The sequence below is a fragment of the Micromonospora sp. NPDC005413 genome (genome assembly GCF_040606435.1).
Taxonomy (GTDB): Bacteria; Actinomycetota; Actinomycetes; order Mycobacteriales; family Micromonosporaceae; genus Micromonospora.
Genome location: NZ_JBEXEV010000036.1, coordinates 22,994 through 41,356 on the forward strand (window position 1 = coordinate 22,994; position 18,363 = coordinate 41,356).

Annotated in this window: 19 protein-coding genes and 1 pseudogene; 13 read left to right on the forward strand and 7 right to left on the reverse strand. The window is 69.6% G+C overall.

Annotated elements, in window-relative coordinates; genetic code table 11:
* Positions 1–86 precede the first annotated feature (86 nt).
* On the forward strand, positions 87–1,355 hold the full coding sequence (locus ABZS37_RS27630) for a DUF262 domain-containing protein (RefSeq protein WP_355173654.1): 1,269 nt from the start codon (positions 87–89) through the stop codon (positions 1,353–1,355).
* 35 nt (positions 1,356–1,390) lie between these two features.
* Entirely contained in the window at positions 1,391–1,975 is a 585-nt protein-coding gene (locus tag ABZS37_RS27635) for a hypothetical protein (protein ID WP_355173656.1), read from the forward strand.
* 95 nt (positions 1,976–2,070) lie between these two features.
* On the opposite strand, the gene ABZS37_RS27640 is transcribed toward ABZS37_RS27635, so the two are convergent.
* A complete protein-coding gene (locus ABZS37_RS27640; protein WP_355173658.1) occupies positions 2,071–2,487 on the reverse strand; it encodes a winged helix-turn-helix domain-containing protein in 417 nt (138 codons plus the stop codon).
* Between the two features lie 244 nt (positions 2,488–2,731).
* Between ABZS37_RS27640 and ABZS37_RS27645 the strand changes: the two genes are divergently transcribed.
* Together ABZS37_RS27645 and ABZS37_RS27650 are read left to right on the forward strand one after the other, a co-directional pair.
* On the forward strand, positions 2,732–3,025 hold the full coding sequence (locus tag ABZS37_RS27645) for a DivIVA domain-containing protein (protein WP_355173660.1): 294 nt from the start codon (positions 2,732–2,734) through the stop codon (positions 3,023–3,025).
* On the forward strand, positions 3,022–3,288 hold the full coding sequence (locus tag ABZS37_RS27650; protein WP_355173662.1) for a hypothetical protein: 267 nt from the start codon (positions 3,022–3,024) through the stop codon (positions 3,286–3,288). The genes ABZS37_RS27645 and ABZS37_RS27650 overlap by 4 nt, the downstream gene beginning before the upstream one ends.
* Before the next feature lie 1,042 nt (positions 3,289–4,330).
* On the opposite strand, the gene ABZS37_RS27655 is transcribed toward ABZS37_RS27650, so the two are convergent.
* From ABZS37_RS27655 to ABZS37_RS27675, 5 genes are all read right to left on the reverse strand, one after another.
* Complete coding sequence (locus ABZS37_RS27655) at positions 4,331–4,819, reverse strand: hypothetical protein (RefSeq protein WP_355173664.1); 489 nt, start codon at positions 4,817–4,819, stop codon at positions 4,331–4,333.
* Positions 4,820–4,946: 127 nt separating this feature from the next.
* Complete coding sequence (locus ABZS37_RS27660; RefSeq protein ID WP_355173666.1) at positions 4,947–5,339, reverse strand: hypothetical protein; 393 nt, start codon at positions 5,337–5,339, stop codon at positions 4,947–4,949.
* Positions 5,339–6,640, reverse strand: coding sequence for a WXG100 family type VII secretion target (locus ABZS37_RS27665; RefSeq protein ID WP_355173668.1), 1,302 nt, complete (start codon positions 6,638–6,640; stop codon positions 5,339–5,341). Before ABZS37_RS27665 ends, ABZS37_RS27660 begins: the two co-directional genes overlap by 1 nt.
* Complete coding sequence (locus ABZS37_RS27670) at positions 6,637–6,957, reverse strand: type VII secretion target (protein WP_355173670.1); 321 nt, start codon at positions 6,955–6,957, stop codon at positions 6,637–6,639. Before ABZS37_RS27670 ends, ABZS37_RS27665 begins: the two co-directional genes overlap by 4 nt.
* Complete coding sequence (locus ABZS37_RS27675; RefSeq protein WP_355173671.1) at positions 6,944–7,342, reverse strand: YbaB/EbfC family DNA-binding protein; 399 nt, start codon at positions 7,340–7,342, stop codon at positions 6,944–6,946. Before ABZS37_RS27675 ends, ABZS37_RS27670 begins: the two co-directional genes overlap by 14 nt.
* Positions 7,343–7,521: 179 nt before the next feature.
* Here ABZS37_RS27675 and nhaA point away from each other — a divergent pair.
* The 9 genes and pseudogenes from nhaA to ABZS37_RS27720 form a co-directional block, all read left to right on the forward strand.
* Positions 7,522–9,408 (forward strand): annotated as a pseudogene (gene nhaA / locus ABZS37_RS27680) (Na+/H+ antiporter NhaA); the annotation flags it as partial.
* A 420-nt stretch (positions 9,409–9,828) separates the two neighbouring features.
* The gene (locus ABZS37_RS27685; protein WP_355173672.1) at positions 9,829–10,038 is read left to right on the forward strand and encodes a hypothetical protein; all 210 of its coding nucleotides are present in this window, start codon (positions 9,829–9,831) and stop codon (positions 10,036–10,038) included.
* On the forward strand, positions 10,035–10,178 hold the full coding sequence (locus tag ABZS37_RS27690) for a hypothetical protein (RefSeq protein ID WP_355173674.1): 144 nt from the start codon (positions 10,035–10,037) through the stop codon (positions 10,176–10,178). Before ABZS37_RS27685 ends, ABZS37_RS27690 begins: the two co-directional genes overlap by 4 nt.
* 126 nt (positions 10,179–10,304) lie before the next feature.
* Positions 10,305–11,981: an ABC transporter substrate-binding protein gene (locus ABZS37_RS27695; RefSeq protein ID WP_355173676.1), complete on the forward strand. Its 1,677-nt coding sequence runs from the start codon at positions 10,305–10,307 to the stop codon at positions 11,979–11,981.
* Between the two features lie 6 nt (positions 11,982–11,987).
* Complete coding sequence (locus ABZS37_RS27700) at positions 11,988–12,944, forward strand: ABC transporter permease (protein WP_355173678.1); 957 nt, start codon at positions 11,988–11,990, stop codon at positions 12,942–12,944.
* Positions 12,941–13,828 (forward strand): ABC transporter permease, encoded by an 888-nt coding sequence (locus ABZS37_RS27705; protein ID WP_355173680.1) that lies wholly within the window; start codon positions 12,941–12,943, stop codon positions 13,826–13,828. The genes ABZS37_RS27700 and ABZS37_RS27705 overlap by 4 nt, the downstream gene beginning before the upstream one ends.
* Positions 13,825–14,841, forward strand: a complete 1,017-nt coding sequence (locus ABZS37_RS27710; RefSeq protein WP_355173682.1) for an ABC transporter ATP-binding protein — start codon at positions 13,825–13,827, stop codon at positions 14,839–14,841. The genes ABZS37_RS27705 and ABZS37_RS27710 overlap by 4 nt, the downstream gene beginning before the upstream one ends.
* Positions 14,838–15,839 carry an oligopeptide/dipeptide ABC transporter ATP-binding protein gene (locus ABZS37_RS27715; protein ID WP_355173684.1) on the forward strand — a complete coding sequence of 334 codons (1,002 nt, stop codon included), beginning with the start codon at positions 14,838–14,840 and terminating at the stop codon, positions 15,837–15,839. Before ABZS37_RS27710 ends, ABZS37_RS27715 begins: the two co-directional genes overlap by 4 nt.
* A complete protein-coding gene (locus tag ABZS37_RS27720) occupies positions 15,836–17,626 on the forward strand; it encodes a gamma-glutamyltransferase family protein (RefSeq protein ID WP_355173686.1) in 1,791 nt (596 codons plus the stop codon). The genes ABZS37_RS27715 and ABZS37_RS27720 overlap by 4 nt, the downstream gene beginning before the upstream one ends.
* On the opposite strand, the gene ABZS37_RS27725 is transcribed toward ABZS37_RS27720, so the two are convergent.
* Entirely contained in the window at positions 17,623–18,303 is a 681-nt protein-coding gene (locus tag ABZS37_RS27725; protein ID WP_354991996.1) for a GntR family transcriptional regulator, read from the reverse strand. The genes ABZS37_RS27720 and ABZS37_RS27725 overlap by 4 nt on opposite strands.
* Positions 18,304–18,363 lie beyond the last annotated feature (60 nt).

Genomic DNA, 18,363 nt, shown 5'->3' on the forward strand with positions numbered 1-18,363 from the left:
CCATCGTTCTGACCGTCGAGGGCGGTGCGCCGAAGGACGTCCCGGTAGCCTGACCGCACCGTCAACCGATCGTTCCGGGGAGCATCGTGGGGTTCCAGACGCCGCAGTACAAGTTGTCCAAGCTTCTGGAACAGGCCAGCAGTGGCAGGATCCAGCTGCCGGACTTCCAGCGCGGCTACAAGTGGGACGAGGAGCGCATCAGGTCTCTGCTCGTCACGGTGACTCTGGGCCACCCGCTCGGCGTGCTTATGCTGCTCCAAACCGGCAACGACCAGGTGCGGTTCAAGCCGAAGGCAATCGAGGGAACGCCCCCGGAGTCCGGCAAGGCAGAGCCGGACCTGCTCCTGCTCGACGGGCAGCAGCGCCTGACGTCGCTATACCAGTCACTGACCAGCTCGGGGGTGGTCGACACCGAGGACGCTCGGAAGAAGCAGGTTCAGCGGCGCTTCTACATCGACATCGCCCGAGCCCTCGAGGACCCGGCCCGCCGGGACGAGGCGGTGGTGGTACTGCCGGGCGACGGGGTCGAGCGGACCAACTTCGGCAAGGACATCCGCCTCGACGTGTCCACTCCAGAGAAGGAGCGCGAACACGGCTACTTTCCGTTTCGGTTGATCTACGACTCGCCCGGTCAGCTCGACTGGTTGTGGAACTTCCCAGATGAGACGGGGGACGCGACCGCGCGGAGAGCGCTCATCCAACGCTTTCAGGGCGAGATCCTCACGCCGATGCAGAGCTACGAGATTCCAGCCATTGAGCTGGATAAGTCTACTACCAAGGGCGCGGTCGCCACGGTCTTCGAGAAGGTCAACACCGGCGGACTTCCCCTCAACGTCTTCGAGTTGTTGACCGCTACCTTCGCTGGTGATGCCGCCTATTTCGACCAGCACGGCGACGACTTCCGCCTGAAGGACGACTGGCAACTCACCGAGCAGATCATTTCCGCTCATCCCGTCCTGCGGGGCATCCGTAATACGGACTTCCTCCAAGCGGTCAGCCTGCTCGTGACCGCTCACGGGCCGTCGTTCACTTCGGCCCGGAAGGAGGACGTGCTGCGGCTCGAACTCAGTCAGTACCTGGCATGGGCTGAGAAGGTGAGGGAGGCGCTGGTGTGGGTGGCGCAGTTTCTCCGGGACGAACACATCCACCGGGCGCGCGACATCCCGTACCCGACGCAACTGGTGCCTTTGGCGGTGATCCGCGTGATCCTCGGCGAGGCTGCGACCATCTATGGGGTTCGAAATCGCCTTCGTCAGTGGTTCTGGTGCGGCATCCTCGGCGAACTCTACGGCGGGCTACGGAAACCCGCTTTGCGCGCGACGTCGACCAGGTCCCGGCCTGGGCGCGCGCCGTAACGTCCCCGGACAACACGATCCAGCTCCCGGGCACCGTGTCGGGAGCGACGTTCGCTGAGTCCCGGCTGCTGTCGCTGCGAACCCGGCAGTCCGCCGCGTACAAGGGCCTGCACGCACTCCTGATGGCGGAGGGTGCCAAGGACTGGAGATTCCACCAGACCTTCGACCACACGCAGTACGTCGCTCTCGATGTCGACATCCACCACGTCTTTCCGAAGAAATGGTGCGACGACAACAAGATTCCGCGCAATCTCCGCGAGAGCATCATCAACAAGACGCCGTTGGCCGCGAAGACCAACCGTTTGATCGGTGGAGCTTCTCCTGCAGCGTACGTGCCGAAGCTCGAAGGTGCCGCCGCCATCAGCTCCGATGAGCTTGACGCCATCATCGGTGCTCACCTGATCGACACCAAGGCGCTGCGGGCGGCGGACTTCGACGCGTTCTTCCTCGCTCGCCGGCGGGCGCTGCTGGAGTTGGTGGAGAAGGCCATGGGCAAGCAGGCGCAGCGAGACGTTGATGCGGGAGAGTTGACCGGGGGTGAGGAGGCGCCCGAAGCGTTTGCAGAGGAATACGACGATCCACAGGACCCCGACGACGTCACGAACGAGGACGAAAGCTAACCATCGTCCGCTGGGTGTCCCTGGATGGCGGCGAGGCCTTTTCTACTTAATCCGCCGCCCACTCCGGATGTGCGGATCGGTTCGCCGGTTGCGGCTCAACTCTCGGTCGGGCGCATTAGCTCGACCTGATCGCCGGGTTTGACCTCCACCTCGCCCTTGCCGTGGCGGATCTCCAGCACCGGGACGCCCTCGTCCAGGTGCAGCTCGTTCCGTTCTCGGCCGGTCGGCATTCGAGCGACGACCGACGCGCCGGCCGGCAGTTCTACCTGTTGCCGCTCGGGCGTGCTTCGCACCCGTGTTCCGTGACCGCGAACGGTGCTGACCAGCCCCTCGGACCGCAGTATCGACATCGCCATCCGGACGGCCTCACGGCCGATGCCGTACTCCTGGGTCAGCCGGGCTTCGCTCGGCAGCGATACCCCGGGCGCCAGCTCACCGGATTCGATCCGCCGCCGCAGTATGTCGGCTACCTGCAGGTAGACGGGTGTGTGTGAGCGCGGATCGACGGTCATACCTAACAAGCCTTGTCCCCCCGTGGGCCACACTGGTTGTGCCGCTGTGCCCCTGTCTGTATATTTACAGAGGCGGCGATGCCCCAGGGCGGGAGCTGGATCTATAGCCCGGTCGAGTGACGCCATATACCAGTCCTGGTGCCGTTCCCCTGATCGAAGCTGCGGCGTCGGGGTGGGACGGGACTGCGCGAACGGTATGAGCGGGGCCGCACCCCTTTCACCAAAGAGAGGCAGGTCGAGCAAGATGAGCGTCCGCAACAAACGACCGGCACGGGAAAGCGGGGCGACGTATCGTTCCTCGACGTACACCAGTCTGCTGCCCTGGCAGGTGAGCGAGCGTCGGTTCGCGCCGACCGGGCTGGGACGTCGCGGCCTGAATCCCGACGACGTGTACGACTTCCTCGACCGGGTCGCCGTCGACATGGCCACCCTCCACGCCGCCTTAGCTGAGAGCCGCCGGGAGATCGCACGGATCAAGCTCGCGCTGCGCACCTGGCAGTCCGACCACGCTGGCACCGACCGGGACCGGGCCCGATGAGCCAGCGGTACGTCATCCACCTGCCCGTGGTCGCCACCGACCTGCCCGCCGCGCAACGCCTGGCACGGGTCATCGGCCGCTGGATGCTGGTGCTGCCGATGGCTGACCCGGGGGAGACCACCGTCTCCGAAGAGGACCAGCAGTTCCTCCGCCACCGGGTCTTCTGCGACCTGCGGCTGCCCGGTGGCCGCCGCTGCCTCCTCCGCGACGGCCACGACGGCCCCTGCGCCCGCCGGCTGCGCAAGGATCTGCCGGCCCTCTAGGGCGGGGCGAGTGTTCGCCACGCCTGCATCGCTGACACAACCAGATGATGCGTCATCTGAACTGCCCGTTGGGCCGAGTGCAGTCTTGATCAAAACGCCGCTAACGTGCGCAGCACGGGAGGTGGCGGGGATGGTTGCTCGACGTTGGGACGCCTGGTTCGAGGAGGAGCACCTTGTCCTCCGGCATTGGCGGTTGCTGCCGTGGCCGAAGTCCTACGTCAGGCGGATACCGCTGGCCGCGATCCTCGGTATCGGGTCACTCACCGCAGCCGGCCATGCGAAGCGACGCGCGCAACTCACAGTTCAGGACCTGTCGGCACCACACCTGACCGAGGTCATCCCGGTCAGGTTCACACCGGAGCAGTGGCAATTTGCCGGCTGGTTCGTGGGGGAACGGCGAGCGGGCCCGACCGAGCCGCCGCAACCCGGCGCGGGAACGTCGTCGGGAGGGACGGCCTCGCCCCGCCCGACTGTCGACGTCCCGGCACAGTCGCGGCGACGAGTGCAGCGGCCGGACGCTCTGCAAGCCCACCTCTCGGCGAAGCCGGCCTCGTCCACGCCGTCGTCCGGACCAGCTACCCCGTCCACAACTGCTGTGATGCGGGCCGGCGATGGCAAGCGGCCGGTGTGGTTGTGGCCCCAGAACGGGAAGATCCACGCCTCCCTCGTGCCGGTAGCGAACGCCTCGCAACACCGGCTGAGCCCCGCCGACGCCGCTCATCTCCTGCTCGCAGACGCGACCAGGGCTATGCCGGCCATCCGTGCGTTGACCGGCATCGCCGACAGCCAGCAAGCTCTGGCTCGCCTACGGAGCTGGCAGCGGTCAGACCGGGTCGTCGTCGATCTGAGTGCCTCCGACCTGGCCGGGAGGCGGGTGACAGAGGCCCAACAAAAGCCGGGCCGGAGCAACCCGGACGGCAGCGTGCGGACCGTGTCCGGTGGCCTTCCGAGTCTCAACAAGCGCCGCCGGTAGTAACGAGCCAGGAGGATGCGGCTCGCGCCCGGCGGGCGATCTCCGCCGATCCTCGGGCGTGAGGACGTCTCAGCTGGCTAGCGAGCCCAGGCTAAAGCCGTCGAGCAGGTTGATGAGCTCGTCGTCGCGGGTCACCTCGTAGCCGCGCCCGCGCAGCTCCGCCACCAGCTCGGTCTCGCAGGCGAGTGGAACCTCGAGGTACTTACCGGTGTGAACCGTGAGCACGAGTTTGCCGTACCGGTTCCGCAGGTCCTGCGGCAGCACGTCGAGCGCGCGCGTCGTGACCATCGGGGGCCAGTACCCTTCCACGACCGCGCCCACCTCAGTGATGTCGAAGGGCTCGTCGTCGCCGTACCCGTCCTCCGGCTCGTAGCAGTCGGGGCCGGCGGGGTGCGACAGGTGGGTCATCTGGACCTGTCGGGCCTCGCCCCAGGTCCGCGCGGTGGCGAGTGCCCTGATCTCCGCGGCCTCCCCGGCGGCAATGCGGGCGTCGATGAAGGCGAGGCAGTCGTGATTGGTGACGTGGCCGTAGACCAGGTGCTGGCGGTGCGTTGTCATGGCGCACATCCTGCCCCAGGGGACGCCAACCAAGATCAGCCTAGTGCCCGGGGAGGGCTCCGGTACGGGCTGCACGTGGCCGTGACGAGCGGTGGGCTCCGCTTCGACTCGGCCACCCAGTACTGCATCAGTGGTATCCGAGGATCCGACTCGCTTCCTCGCCGGCCAGCCGGAGCTGATCTCCTCGGAGATCGGGCACCCGGTAGTCATTGCCGCGCACTGTCTCCAGGAATTCCGTGGGCAGGCGCACGTGGTAGGTGGCGAGGTAGAAGCGCAGGTCGTCGCGCCACAACCATTCGCCGTCTGTCAGGACCGATGCGCCCCCGACGAGATGCCGGCCGCTACCGAGGACGTCGATCTCCGCGCCCATGACGTCGATGAGGCCATGCCCGTGGCGTAGATAGTCTCCGACCCGGAGAGCGTCGGGGAGCGGCTCCGCGTTGACGTGCGCGTGGATGCTCTCCACGTAGACCTCGGTCTGGTTGGGTCCTAGTTCTCGAAAGAACCCGACGGTGTTCATCAGTGCCCCCTCGCTCGCGGTACGAAGACCTCCCAGGAGCCGCCGCCCTCGACGACTGGCGGCTGGGGTTCTGCGGCCCATCGCTGAGTCCCCACCCGGGCCGTCGGCGCGACCACGCTGACCCCGAGTTCGTCGGCGACCTGTTGACCGAGGGGTACCGCGTCAAGGTCGGACTTGACGGTGCCGGCATAACAGGAGACCAAACGAAGGGGTTCGCCGTTGTAGGCGGGATTCTCCCGAACCGCGGCGGCGATCTGCGCCGCGTTGGTGGCATTCCCGTCCATGTGCGCTCCGTTTGCTGAAACCTTGCCCGGGACGAAGTATCCCTCGTCGGTGCCGTGCACGATGACGTCATGGTGCCCCTCCAGCGGTCGCATCTTGTCGAGGTTCCGCATCGTCAAATCGTCGTAACCGATGCCCGTCGAACGATCAGAGTGGTAGACGGGGTCTCCAGCGGATAGATAGGAGTCGGGGGCCCGGCCCGGAGGCACCGGCCGATCCCTCGGATCAGCCCAGTCACGTCGTTGTCCCATCCGGTCGGCAGGCCCGAGCCGCCCCAACGCCTGCTTGAGCTTCTCGATGAGGTCGCCGAGCCGGCGGATCTCCGGGATCAGCCGTCGCAGGCTGGCCAGCAGTCCGCGCAGCAGCCGCGCGATCCGCGCTCCCCACGACGCGACCGTCGTCGTCACCTGTTCCACGACCAGCGGTGCGGCCAGCCCGCCGGTGACGAGGAGTTCGCCCGCGTACACGATGAGGCGGGAGACGCAGGTGGCGATGGCGTCGCGGACCAGGAGCCGGACGGCGGCCACCAGACCGGCGGCGCCTTCGGTGATCGCGGCCATGGTGTCGGCGCCCTTGGCGAGGCCGGTGATGGCCTGTTGCTGTTCGGCGGTCCAGGCGCGGTAGGCGGGGCCGGCGCTGCCGCCCCAGGTGGCGACATCGGTGCGGACGGCGCGCGCCAGCGTGGCGGCCTCGTCGCGTAGCGACCCGGCCACATTGCGCCAGGTCTGTGCGTGTGCGGTGATCTGCGCCGGGTCGCCGGCGAGCCAGTCGAGGGCTTCACTGAGTGGCTTGACGTGTTCGATGAGCCAGGCGATGCCGTACTGGAGCAGGGCGCTGACCGGGTCGGAGACGAAGGCGAGGGCGTCCAGGCCGGCGCTGACGACGCCGAGGCTCCCGTCGATCCAGCTGCCCGTGCGTACGCCCTGCGCGATGAGCTCGATGTCCTCGCAGATCCACACGCCCGCCCAGGCGCTGGGCGGGGTGTCCGCTGCGGTGGCGACGAGTGGGTTGGAGGTCACCGGCGCTGCCGCACCCCGTCGAGCAGTTGCTTGGCGTGGGCGTCGGAGGTTCGGTAGCGGTCTGCGCCGGTTCGCAGCTTCCCGGCGGTGTCGCGCACCGATCCGGCGGCCGTGCCGATGCCGTCGACCAGGGCCCGTTGCAGGCCGTCGAGCAGCGTCGGCATCATCGCGCAGAGCTGACCGTAGGCGTCGGTGCCCAACCGGACGTGCTGGCCTGCCTGCTGGGCGGTGTCGAGGTTGCCGGCGCAGCGGTCGAGGCGTGCGGCGTGGGTGGTCAGGTCGGCCGGGTCGACCTGGATGCCGTCATCGGCGGGCATCGCTTGGCCCCTGGTCCCGGAACAGCCGGCTGCGGTACGAGTCGATGATGGCCTGGGCGCTCGCGTCGTCGCCGAGGGACTCCGTGGTGACCTCGCTGAGCTGCGTCAGCAGGTGGGCGTGGGCGGCCCGGGTGGTCGCCAGGATCTGCCGGGCGGTGCTCGCAGCCGGATGGTGCCGGACGCGCTCGTCGAGCCACAGGTCGATCAGCAGGCCAGCTGAGTCGACGGTGACCTCGACTGTCCGGTCAGGGCTGCGGGCGGTGCCGGTCAGAGCCTGCACCCTCGCCGACAGCGTCTTCGCCCGCTCCGCGCGTTCGGCGAGCGACGACTCCCACTCGTCGAGCCGGCGTCCCGCCGCGTCGAGCGCCGCGTCGTCCGCCCACATGCCGACCCTCCCCAGGGGACCACTGCCGGCGGTGGCCGGCGAGATCACCGGTACGCTACCAACCGGTGGCGCTGTGTGCATGCCCCGATGGCTGCGCAGACCAGGCGGGATGCGGCACCCCGGTCGCTGTGTGCGCGAATCCGAACCCGGTGGCGATCAGGTCGGGGAGGATTGTCCCCGTGACGAGCAGCAATCCACGCCGGGGATGGTCCGCCCGGACCGCCTGGGAGGGCCGGGTCAACGCTCCGCTGCGCGCGTTCCTGCGTACCGAGACCGGCGGCGCACGGGTGGTGCTGGTCGCTGCGGTGGCGGCGCTCCTGTGGGCCAACCTGCACCTGTCGTCGTACGAGTCGCTCTGGAGCACGCCCTTCTCCGTCCAGTTCGGCGACTGGCGCGTGTCACACGACCTGCGGTTCTGGATCAACAGCGGCCTCATGACGTTCTTCTTTCTGGTCGCCGGGCTGGAGTTGCGCCGCGAATTCGACATCGGTGAGCTGCGGGAACGACGGCGCCTGGCGTTGCCGATGTTGGCCGGGCTCGGCGGCATGCTCCTGCCGATCGGGATCTATCTCGCGATCAACGCCGGGCACCCCACCGTCGCGGGCTGGGGAGCGGTGATGGCCACGGACACGGCGCTCGCGCTCGGCGCGCTGGCCGTTTTCGGACCACGCTTCTCGGATCGGTTGCGGGGTTTCCTGCTGACGGTCTCCGTCATCGACGACCTGGTCGCGATCGCGGTGCTGGCGATCGCCTACCCGGAACATCCCTCGTCGACGGCGCTGTTCGTCGCGGCGGGAATCTTCGGCGTCGTCCTGCTCGTCCGGGCGTGGGGCGTGCGGTTCGGGCCGGTCTTTGCGCTGCTGGGGGTGGCGGCCTGGGTCGCGGTTTCGGAGTCCGGTGTCGACCCGGTCCTGGTGGGCCTGGTGATGGGGTTGCTGACCTACGCCTACGCCCCCGGCCGCAACGAACTGCAGCGGGCGAGCGACCAGTTCCGGCTCTTCCGGGAACAGCCCACCCCGCAGCTCGCCCGTATGGCCCAGGCCGGGCTCACCTCGGCATTGTCGCCCAACGAGCGTTTGCAGACCCTCTACCATCCGTTGGCGAGCTACGTGGTGGTGCCGCTCTTCGCGCTGGCGAACGTCGGGATCGTGATCGACGGCGAGCTCCTGGCCAGGGCCGTGACCTCCCCGGTCACGCTTGGCGTCGTGGCGGCGTACGTCATCGGCAAGCCGGCCGGAATCGTTGCCACCTCGTGGCTGGTCGCGCGTCTGAGCGGCAACCGATTCCGGCCGCCGGTCGGCTGGGTCGCCGTCGCCGGGGTGGGCACGGTCTCCGGCATCGGGTTCACCGTCGCCCTGCTCATCGCCACCCATGCCCTGAGCGGTTCGGCCCTGGACGAGGCGAAGCTCGGCATCCTCGTCGCGACGGTTGGTGCGTCCGTCATCACCTGGCTGGTTTTCCGCGCTGCCGCGCGGCTCCCGCCGGCGCGGCGTGCGCGGGCGCTGCTGGGCGTCGCCGAGGGGATCGTCGACCTGATGCTTCCGGTCGATCCGGAGCGCGACCACCTGCGCGGGCCGAGCGAGGCGCCGGTGACGGTCGTCGAGTACGGGGATTTCGAGTGTCCCTACTGCGGGCAGGCCGAGCCGGCGGTTCGGGAGTTGTTGGCCGACTTCGCGAACGTCCGGTACGTCTGGCGGCACCTGCCGCTCACCGATGTCCATCCGCAGGCCCAGCTCGCCGCCGAGGCTGCGGAGGCGGCGAGTGAGCAGGGCGCGTTCTGGGAGATGCACGACCTGCTTCTCACACACCAGGTCGCGCTCAATCCCACGGATGTGCTCGGTTACGCCGAACAGCTCGGCCTGGAGCTGGACCGGTTCCGGGAGCACATGGTCGAGCGGATGGGCGTCGACCGGATCGCCGAGGACGTCGACTCCGCCGACCTCAGCGGCGTCACCGGCACCCCGACCTTCTTCATCAACGGCCGGCGACATCACGGCGCGTACGACATCACCGCGCTCTCGGCAGCGGTGAAGGCGGCCTTCGCGAGCGCGAAGCTTCGCCCCGAGTATCACCGTCGGGATTCCGGGGGCCCGGAAGGCGGACCGGCGAGCTGACCGCGGGGCGTGTAGTTGTCTCGACGATCCCCGGCGCGCGGACCGAGCCCTACCGCGCGACCTGCTGACACGGCGCCGGCAGCGCTGCGGACGCGTTTGTGCACGGCCGGCGCTGTGTCTGGCCTGACTGATTCGCTTCAAGGTCGCGCCGGTGGGGATGTGCTGGTGGGTGCCTTTGGAGCTGAATCGTTTGTGACATCACCGCGTGCCGATGCCGATGCTGTCGCCGGGTGCCGGGTGCCGGGTGCCGGGTTCTGAACTGCGGGCTCCGGACGGGAGGCGCCAGCCAGCAGGTCTGAATCGTTTACGACATCAGCTCCAAAGGCAGCGTGCCCAACCCCCGCCGGCCGCCCGCGGGCGCTGGTGGTTTTCGTGGCCTTCGCCGGTGCCGCGTTCGGTCAGCTGCTGACCCGCGTCCTGTCCTCGCGTGCGGCGCTGGCCAGCGCCTGCGTCGGCCTGATCGTGGGGGCCGGCCTGCTCGCGTTCAGCATGTGGATGGCCGTGCTGGGGACGCTGATCGCCAACGCGACGATCGTCGGGGTCGCGTCCGGGGTGGCGACGGCATCGCAACGATCACGATGAAGACCGCGCTGCGGCAGCAGGCCGAGGTGGGGTCGACCTTCTTCGCCATCCTGTTCGCCATGCTGGGCGTGCCGGCGGTGCTCGCTCTGGTCGTCCTGGTCAGCCTTTTCCGGGGTGGCCGGGCCGGGCCTGTCGGCTGATCCCGGGCTGGATTTGTCCAAGGTGCTCAGGCATGCGCGGGGTGCCCGAGAGTCATCCACGGAGGTCTTGCGGCGGTCATCGTATACAACATACGCTCCCCGAATCGTCCACTCGAGGAGCTCTCCATGACGAACCTCTCCGTCAGCGAAACGAGCCTGCCCCGCCGCCGTGTGCTCCGGGCCGCGGTGGCGGCGGCCGCTGTCGTCTGCACGGTTGTTGCCTGCTCACCGGTCTCGAACAGCGGGAGCGGCGACCAGTCCGGCGACAACCCGTCGGCCGGCCAGGATTCCTTCGGTACGCCGGCGGACCCCGCCGCCGTCAAGCAGGGCGGCAAGCTGGTCATCGCCCTCTCCGCAGAACCCGACGCGCTGGATCCGACGCTGTCGAGAAGCCTCTACTCCCGCTATGTCTTCCAGGCGATGTGCCAGAAGCTCTACGACGTCAACGAGCAGGCGCAGGTCGTACCGCAGCTCGCGACCGCCCTGCCCACCACGAGCAGCGACGGCCGGACGGTGACGATTGCGCTGCGTCAGGGCGTGCGCTTCGCGGACGGGACGCCGTTCGACTCCGCCGCGGTGAAGGCCACCCTGCAGCGCCACCTCACCAACGCTCGGTCGGCGCGCAAGAGCGAGCTCGGTCCCATCGACGGCGTCGACACCCCTGACGCCCAGACCGTCGTCCTCCGGCTGAAGCAGCCGTTCGCGCCCCTGCTCGGCGCCCTCGCCGACCGGGCCGGCATGGTCATGAGCGCCAAGGCGCTGCAGAGCCTGGGCGACGACTTCGCCTCGGCGCCGGTCTGCGTCGGCCCCTTCAAGTTCGCCAAACGGGTGCCGCAGAACTCGATCGAAGTCGTGAAGGACCCGAACTACTACGAGGCTGACAAGGTCCACCTCGACGCCATCTCGTGGCGCATCCTCAGCGACGCGAGCATCCGCGCCGCCAACCTGCGCTCCGGCGACGCCCAGGTCGCCGACAGCGTCTCCACCCAGGACGTCGCCTCCCTGCGGCAGGAGTCCTCCGTCTCCGTCCTCCAGTCGCAGTCGCTCGGCTACCAGGGCCTCACCATCAACATCGGCAACGTCGACGGTGTCGGCACCGCACCCAAGCCCATCAACCGCCCCCTCGCACAGAACGCCAAGGTGCGGCAGGCCTTCGAGCACGCCATCGACCGGAAGGCGCTCGTCGACGCCGTCTTCAACGGCATCCACGCCGCCGCGTGCTCACCCATCTCGCCCGCGAGCACGTTCTCGTCACCGGAAGCGCAGACCTGCCCGGCGCACGACCCCGCCAAGGCCAAGCAACTGCTCACCGAGGCGGGCGTGCAGACGCCGTACACGGTGACGATGCTCGCGTCGAACACGCCCGACACGCTGCGCCTCGCGCAGGCGTTGCAGTCCATGGTCAAGGACGGCGGGTTCGACCTGAAAATCAACCCGGTGGAATACTCGTCGCTCCTCGACGAGCAGGACCGCGGCAACTTCGAGCTGTTGCAGCTCGGCTGGAGCGGGCGGATCGACCCGGACGCCAACATCACGAACTTCGTCGGCACCGGCGCGAGCCAGAACGTCTCCGGCTACAGCAACCCCCAGCTCGACGCACTGCTGACCCAGGCCCGCCAGTCCGGCGACATCGAGGAGCGCAAGAAGCTGTACGGGCAGGCCGTGACCCTGCTGCAGCAGGACGACGCGCTGATCTACCTCTACCGGCAGCGGAACCTCACCGCCGTCAGCAAGCAGATCCAGGGCCTGCAGGTGTTCCCGGACGGCGTGATCCGCGCGGCCTTCGCCGGCTTCACCAAGTAGGTCGCCGTGGCCCGATATCTCCTCACCCGCGCCTGGCAGTCGGCGCTGACCCTGCTGTTGTCGACGGTCGTGGTCTTCGTCGGTGTGCGGGCGCTCCCCGGTGACCCGGCCCTCGCGCTGGCCGGCGAGGACCGGTCGCCGGAGGCACTGGAGGCCATCCGTCGGCACTACGGGCTGGACCAGCCGCTGCCAGTCCAGTTCGCGCAGTACCTGGAGCGCATGGCGCAGGGCGACTTCGGGGTGTCGATCCGCACCGGTACGCCGGTCTCGTCGATGCTCACGACCGCCCTGCCGGTCACCGTCGAGCTGTCCGTCCTGGCGATCCTCATCGCCACGGCGCTCGGCGTCGGCGCCGGGGTGCTCGCGGCCGTACGCCGCGGGCGCCCGGCGGAGTGGCTCGCCAACGGCCTGGCCCTGATCGGTCTGTCGGTGCCGCATTTCTGGCTCGGGCTGCTCGCGATCCTCTACCTGTCCGTGGCCACCGGGCTGTTCCCCGCCTCCGGGTTCGTGCCGTTCCTGGAGGATCCCGTGGACAACCTGCACCACATCGTCCTGCCGGCCGTGATCCTCGGGACCGGCCTCGCCGCCATCATCATGCGGCAGACCCGGTCGGCGATGCTGGACTCGCTCTCCTCCGACTACGTACGGACGGCGAAGGCGAAGGGCCTCCGGCCGCGAGCCGTCATCACCCAGCACGCCCTGCGGAACAGCCTCATCGTGGTGGTGACCGTCGTGGGTCTTCAACTCGGCGGACTGATCTCGGGCGCGGTCGTCACCGAGCAGATCTTCGGGCTGCCGGGCTTCGGCAAGATGACCATCGACGCGGTGTTCCAACGGGACTACCCGGTGATCCAGGCCGTCGTCCTGCTCACCGCGGCGGCCTACATCGTGATCAACCTTCTCGTGGATCTGCTCTACTCGGTGATCGACCCACGGATTCGGGTGACGGGAGATCCGGCATGACCGTCCTCACCGTACCGATGGCGGAGACCGGCGGCGCCAGCATCACCCGGCGTACGCGCGTGCTGCGGCGGTTGCGTCGCAACCCGCTCGCTGTCGTGAGCTTCGTCGTGCTCGCGCTCGCGGCTGTCATCGCGCTGCTCTCGCCGTGGATCGCGCCCTACTCCGTCGACCAGACCGACTTCGCCCGTACGTTCGCACCTCCCGGCAGCCCCGGGCACGTGCTCGGCACCGACGACCTCGGTCGGGATGTCCTGTCCCGCATCATGCTCGGTGCGCGAGCATCGCTGCAGGTGGGGCTCCTGGCGGTGGCCACCTCCCTGGTCATCGGGGTGCCGCTCGGGCTCGCGGCCGGTTACTTCCGGGCCTGGGACGCGGTGATCTCGCGCTTCACCGACCTGCTGCTCGCATTTCCGTTCCTGATCATGGCGGTGGGGCTGGCGGCCATCCGGGGTGCCAGCCTCGGCAACGCCGCCGTGGCCATCGGCATCGCCCAGATCCCCGGGGTGATCCGGGTCGTCCGCTCGGACACGCTGCGCCTCAAGTCGCTGGACTTCGTCGCGGCAGCCGTCGTGGACGGGGCGAGTGACCTGTGGGTGCTGGCCCGGCACATCCTGCCGAACGCGACGTCGGTGATCCTGGTGCAGGCCACGGTCGCGATCCCGGCCGCGATCCTCGGCGAGGCGGTGCTGTCGTTCCTCGGCCTCGGCATCCAACCCCCGGCACCCAGCCTGGGCACGATGCTGGCCACCGCCCAGCAGTTCGCCGCCCGAGCACCGTGGGCCGCAGTCCTCCCCGGTGTTGTGATCATGGGTCTCGCGCTGGCGTTCAACGTCTTCGGCGATGCCCTGCGCGACGCCCTCGACCCGAAGGGAGACCGCCGATGACCACTGTCGAACGGGCCGTCGCGCCCGTCCTGGAGATACGCGAACTCTCGGTGTCGTTTCCGACCGAGACCGGCACCGTCTCGGCGGTCGACGGTGTCAGTCTGGATCTCGCACCCGGCGAGATCGTCGGGATGGTGGGGGAGTCGGGGTGCGGAAAGAGCGTCACCGCGATGAGCATCGCCGGCCTGCTGCCCGGCAGCGCCCGGATCACCGGCTCCGTACGCCTCAACGGCACCGAGCTGGTCGGCGCCCGCGAGTCGGCGCTGCGCCGCGTACGCGGCCAGGAGATCGCCTACATCTTCCAGGAGCCGATGACCTCCTTGAACCCGGTGCTCACCGTCGGGCGTCAGATCGGGGAGGTGCTCCAGGTCCACGAGCGGATGTCCCGACGGGCGGCACGGGCTCGCGCCGTCGAGCTGCTGACGCTCGTCGGGATCCCGTCCGCGGCCCAACGGGTCGACACCTACCCGCACCAGCTCTCCGGCGGGATGCGCCAGCGCGTGATGATCGCGATGGCGGTGGCGTGTGGCCCGAAGGTGCTGGTGGCCGACGAGCCGACCACGGCGCTGGACGTCACCGTCCAGGCCGGCATCCTCCAGGTGCTGCGGGACCTGCGGGACCGGCTCGGCACGAGCGTCCTCATCATCACGCACGATCTCGGCGTGATCGCCGACATCGCGGACCGCGTCGTCGTCATGTACGCGGGGCGGGTGGTCGAGCGGGCACCGGTCCTCGACCTGTTCGCGTACCCGCGGCACCGTTACACGGCCGGGCTCCTGTCGGCGTCACCGCAGCCGGGCCGGCACGCCGGCACGGATCGGTTGACGGAGATCCCCGGGCTGGTGCCCGTCCTGTCGATCCAACCCGACCTGTGCACCTTCGCGGACCGCTGCCCGGCCGCCGACGCGCAGTGCCGCGACGCCGCACCGCCCCTGGAGGGGGTCGGTGGCACGGACCACCTCGCGGCCTGTTGGCACCCCTGCTCCATGGCACCCCAGGAGGCGAACCGATGACGCCGCAGCCGAACGCCCTGGAGATCGAGGATCTGGTCATGCACTTCGGCCCGGTCCGCGCCGTGGACGGGGTGTCCCTCACCATTCCGAGAGGCCGGGTCACGGCCCTGGTGGGGGAGAGCGGTTCCGGCAAGTCGACAGTGGGTCGATGCGTGGTGCGGCTCGTCGAGCCGACCGCCGGGACGGTCCGGATCGCCGGGACGGACGTCACCCATCTGTCCCGACGGCGGCTGCGCCCACACCGTGGCGCGGTGTCGATCGTGTTCCAGGACCCAGCCGCGTCACTGGACCCACGCATGCTGGTGGGCGAGATCGTGGCCGAGCCCCTGCGGCTGGCCGGCACACGGATCTCCCGGCGCGACCGGGACGCCCGCGTCGCTCCGCAACTGGAGCGGGTGGGCCTGCGCGCCGAGGTGGCGCGTCGCTATCCCCACGAGCTGTCCGGTGGGCAACGCCAACGGGTCAGCATCGCCCGGGCACTGATCTCCGAACCCATGCTGCTCATCGCGGACGAACCCACCAGCGCACTCGACGTGTCCGTCCAGGCGTCGGTGCTCAACCTCCTCGCCGACCTGCAACGCGACATCGGGTTCGCCTGCCTCTTCATCACCCATGACCTGTCCGCCGTCGAGTATCTGGCCGACGACATCGCCGTCATGTACCTGGGCCAACTCGTCGAGAAGGGCACCCGCGAGCGGATCTTCGCCCGGCCCGCCCACCCGTACACGCAGGCACTGCTGTCCGCCGCGCCGGTGGCGGACCCGGTGCGCCAACGGCAGCGTCAGCCGGTGCTGCTCGGCGATGACCTGCCGTCCGCGTTCGATCCGCCGTCCGGCTGCCGGTTCCGTACCCGGTGCCCGCTCGCGTTCGACAGGTGCGCGACGGAGGTGCCGGCGCAGACGGCGATCGGCGACGGCATGGCCGCGTGCCACCTGGTCCAGCCCGACGGCACCGGTCCCGACGTTCGCACCGTAGATCCGAGTGAGGTTTCGTCATGACGTTCACCACCCGACCGACGCTGCAGGGCACCTTCGGCATGGTGTCCTCGACGCACTGGCTCGCCAGTCAGGCGGCGATGGGAATCCTCGAACGCGGGGGCAACGCCTTCGACGCCGCGGTCACCGCCGGTTTCGTCCTGCACGTGGTCGAACCGCACCTGAACGGTCCGGGCGGCGAGGTGCCGGCGATCGTGGCCACCGCGCAGGACCCGAGGCCGAAGGTGCTGTGCGGGCAGGGGCCCGCCCCGGCCGGTGCCACCATCGCCCATTTCCGGTCGCTCGGGATGGACCTCATCCCGGGAGCCGGACCGCTCGCGGCCGCCGTGCCCGGCGCCGTGGACGCCTGGCTCCTGCTGCTGCGCGAGCACGGCACGCTCACCCTCGCCGAGGTGCTGGAGCCGGCGATCGGCTATGCCGGTGCCGGCCACCCACTGATCGGCCGGGTCGGTGACACCGTGGCAGCCGTGCGGTCGTTGTTCGAGGAACACTGGCCCACCTCCGCCCAGCTCTGGCTGCGCGGAGGCCGACCACCGGCCGCGGGGGAGATGTTCGCCAACCCGGCGTACGCGGGCACCCTGCGCAGGCTGGTCGAGGCGGGGCAGGCGGCCGGCGCCGACCGGGAGGCGCAGATCGAGGCCGCCCGCCGAGCCTGGAGTACGGGTTTCGTCGCCGAGGCGATCGATCGGTTCAGCAGGCAGCCGTTCCAGGACTCCAGTGGTCGACCGAATGCCGGGCTCGTCACCGGCGACGACCTGGCCGCGTACTCGGCGACCTGGGAGGCGCCCGCCACCCTCGACTGGCACGGCTACTCGGTGTCGAAGACCGGTTTCTGGGGCCAGGGGCCGGTGCTGCTGGAGGCGCTGTCCGTCCTCGACGCGCTCGACGACCCCGGCGCGTACGACTCGGGGACCGCGACCGGCGTCCACGCTCAGGTCGAGGCGCTCAAGCTCGCCTTCGCCGACCGGGAGGCCTGGTACGGCGACGACGCCGATGTGCCCGCCAAGGCGCTGCTCTCCCGGGAGTACGCGCGGGAGCGCGCCGCCCTGATCGGCGATCGCGCGTCGGCGGAGTTGCGGCCGGGGCGTCCCGACGGGGCACAGCCGCGCCTGCCGGCCCACGTCCGGCCCGGTGCCGTGCGGCGTGCCGACCCTACGGATCCCACGACGGGGGAGCCGACGGTGCAGGCCGACGGGGTGACCCGTGGCGACACCTGTCACGTGGACGTCGTCGACCGCTGGGGCAACATGATCTCGGCGACCCCGAGTGGTGGCTGGTTGCAGAGTTCTCCCACCATTCCGGAACTCGGCTTTCCGCTGGGCAGCAGGCTGCAGATGTTCTGGCTGGAGGAGGGTCTCGCCTCGTCGTTGGCGCCGGGTCGTCGCCCGCGTACGACCTTGAGCCCGACGATGGTGCACCGCGACGGGGAGCCGGTGCTGGCGTGCGGCACACCCGGTGGCGATCAGCAGGACCAGTGGCAGCTGCCGTTCCTGCTGCGGCATCTCGTCGGCGGCCAGTCCCTGCAGGAGGCCATCGACGCGCCCGCGTGGCACACGGTCAGCCTGCCGGGGTCGTTCTATCCACGCGACATGGAGCCCGGCGTCCTGGTGGTGGAGGACCGGCTCGACGAGGGTGTGCTGGCGGCCCTGCGGGCGTACGGGCACGAGGTGCGGGTCACCGACGGGTGGAGCCTCGGGCGGCTCTGCGCCGTGACCCGCGACCCGGCGACGGGCGTGCTCTCCGCGGGTGCGAACCCCCGAGGGATGCAGGGCTACGCGTGCGGCCGTTAGCGGGCGCCGTATCCGCCCTCGGCGTTCTCGTAGGCGGCGGCGGATGCCGCGTCGAGGTGGGCGAGCGCGGCCTGCTCGGCGCGGTCACCGTCACCTGACTCGATGGCGTCGACGAGCTGGATGTGCTCGGCCCACGAGTGTGGTGCGCGTTGCGCCGCCCCGAGCCGGAAGACCCACTGGACATGGAGGTAGAGCGACTTGGCGATCGACGACAGCCAGGGGTTTCCGCTGATCTGGAGGATGCGCAGGTGCAGTGTGCTGTTCAGTTCGGCGACCCGGGCCAGGTCCTGCCGCTGCGTCGCCTCGCGGCCCTGGTCGAGCAGGGCACGCAGGGCCGCCACGTCCGTTGCGGTCGCCCGCTCGGCGGCCAGCCGGGCGGCCAGCGTCTCCAGCCGCTCGCGGACGGCGAACATGTCGGTGATGGTGCCGCTGCTCGGCGAGGCGACGACCGCGCCCCGGCGGGGAAGGACCACGACGAAGCCTTCCGCCTCGGCGACGCGCAGAGCCTCCCGGACGGGGTTGCGGGAGACGCCGAAGTCCTCAGCCAGCCGGTCCTCGGTCAGCCGTTCTCCGGGAAGGTAGTCGCCGTCGATGATGGCGGTCCGTAGTGCGGCGAGGACCTGATCGCGTAGCGGCAGGTGTTGCGCGCCGAGCTTGTCCCGCAGGTCTTCCGCCACCTGGTCGCCTCTCCGTGAACGTGTATCCGGACAAAGTGTATACGAAGAACAATCTCTGGA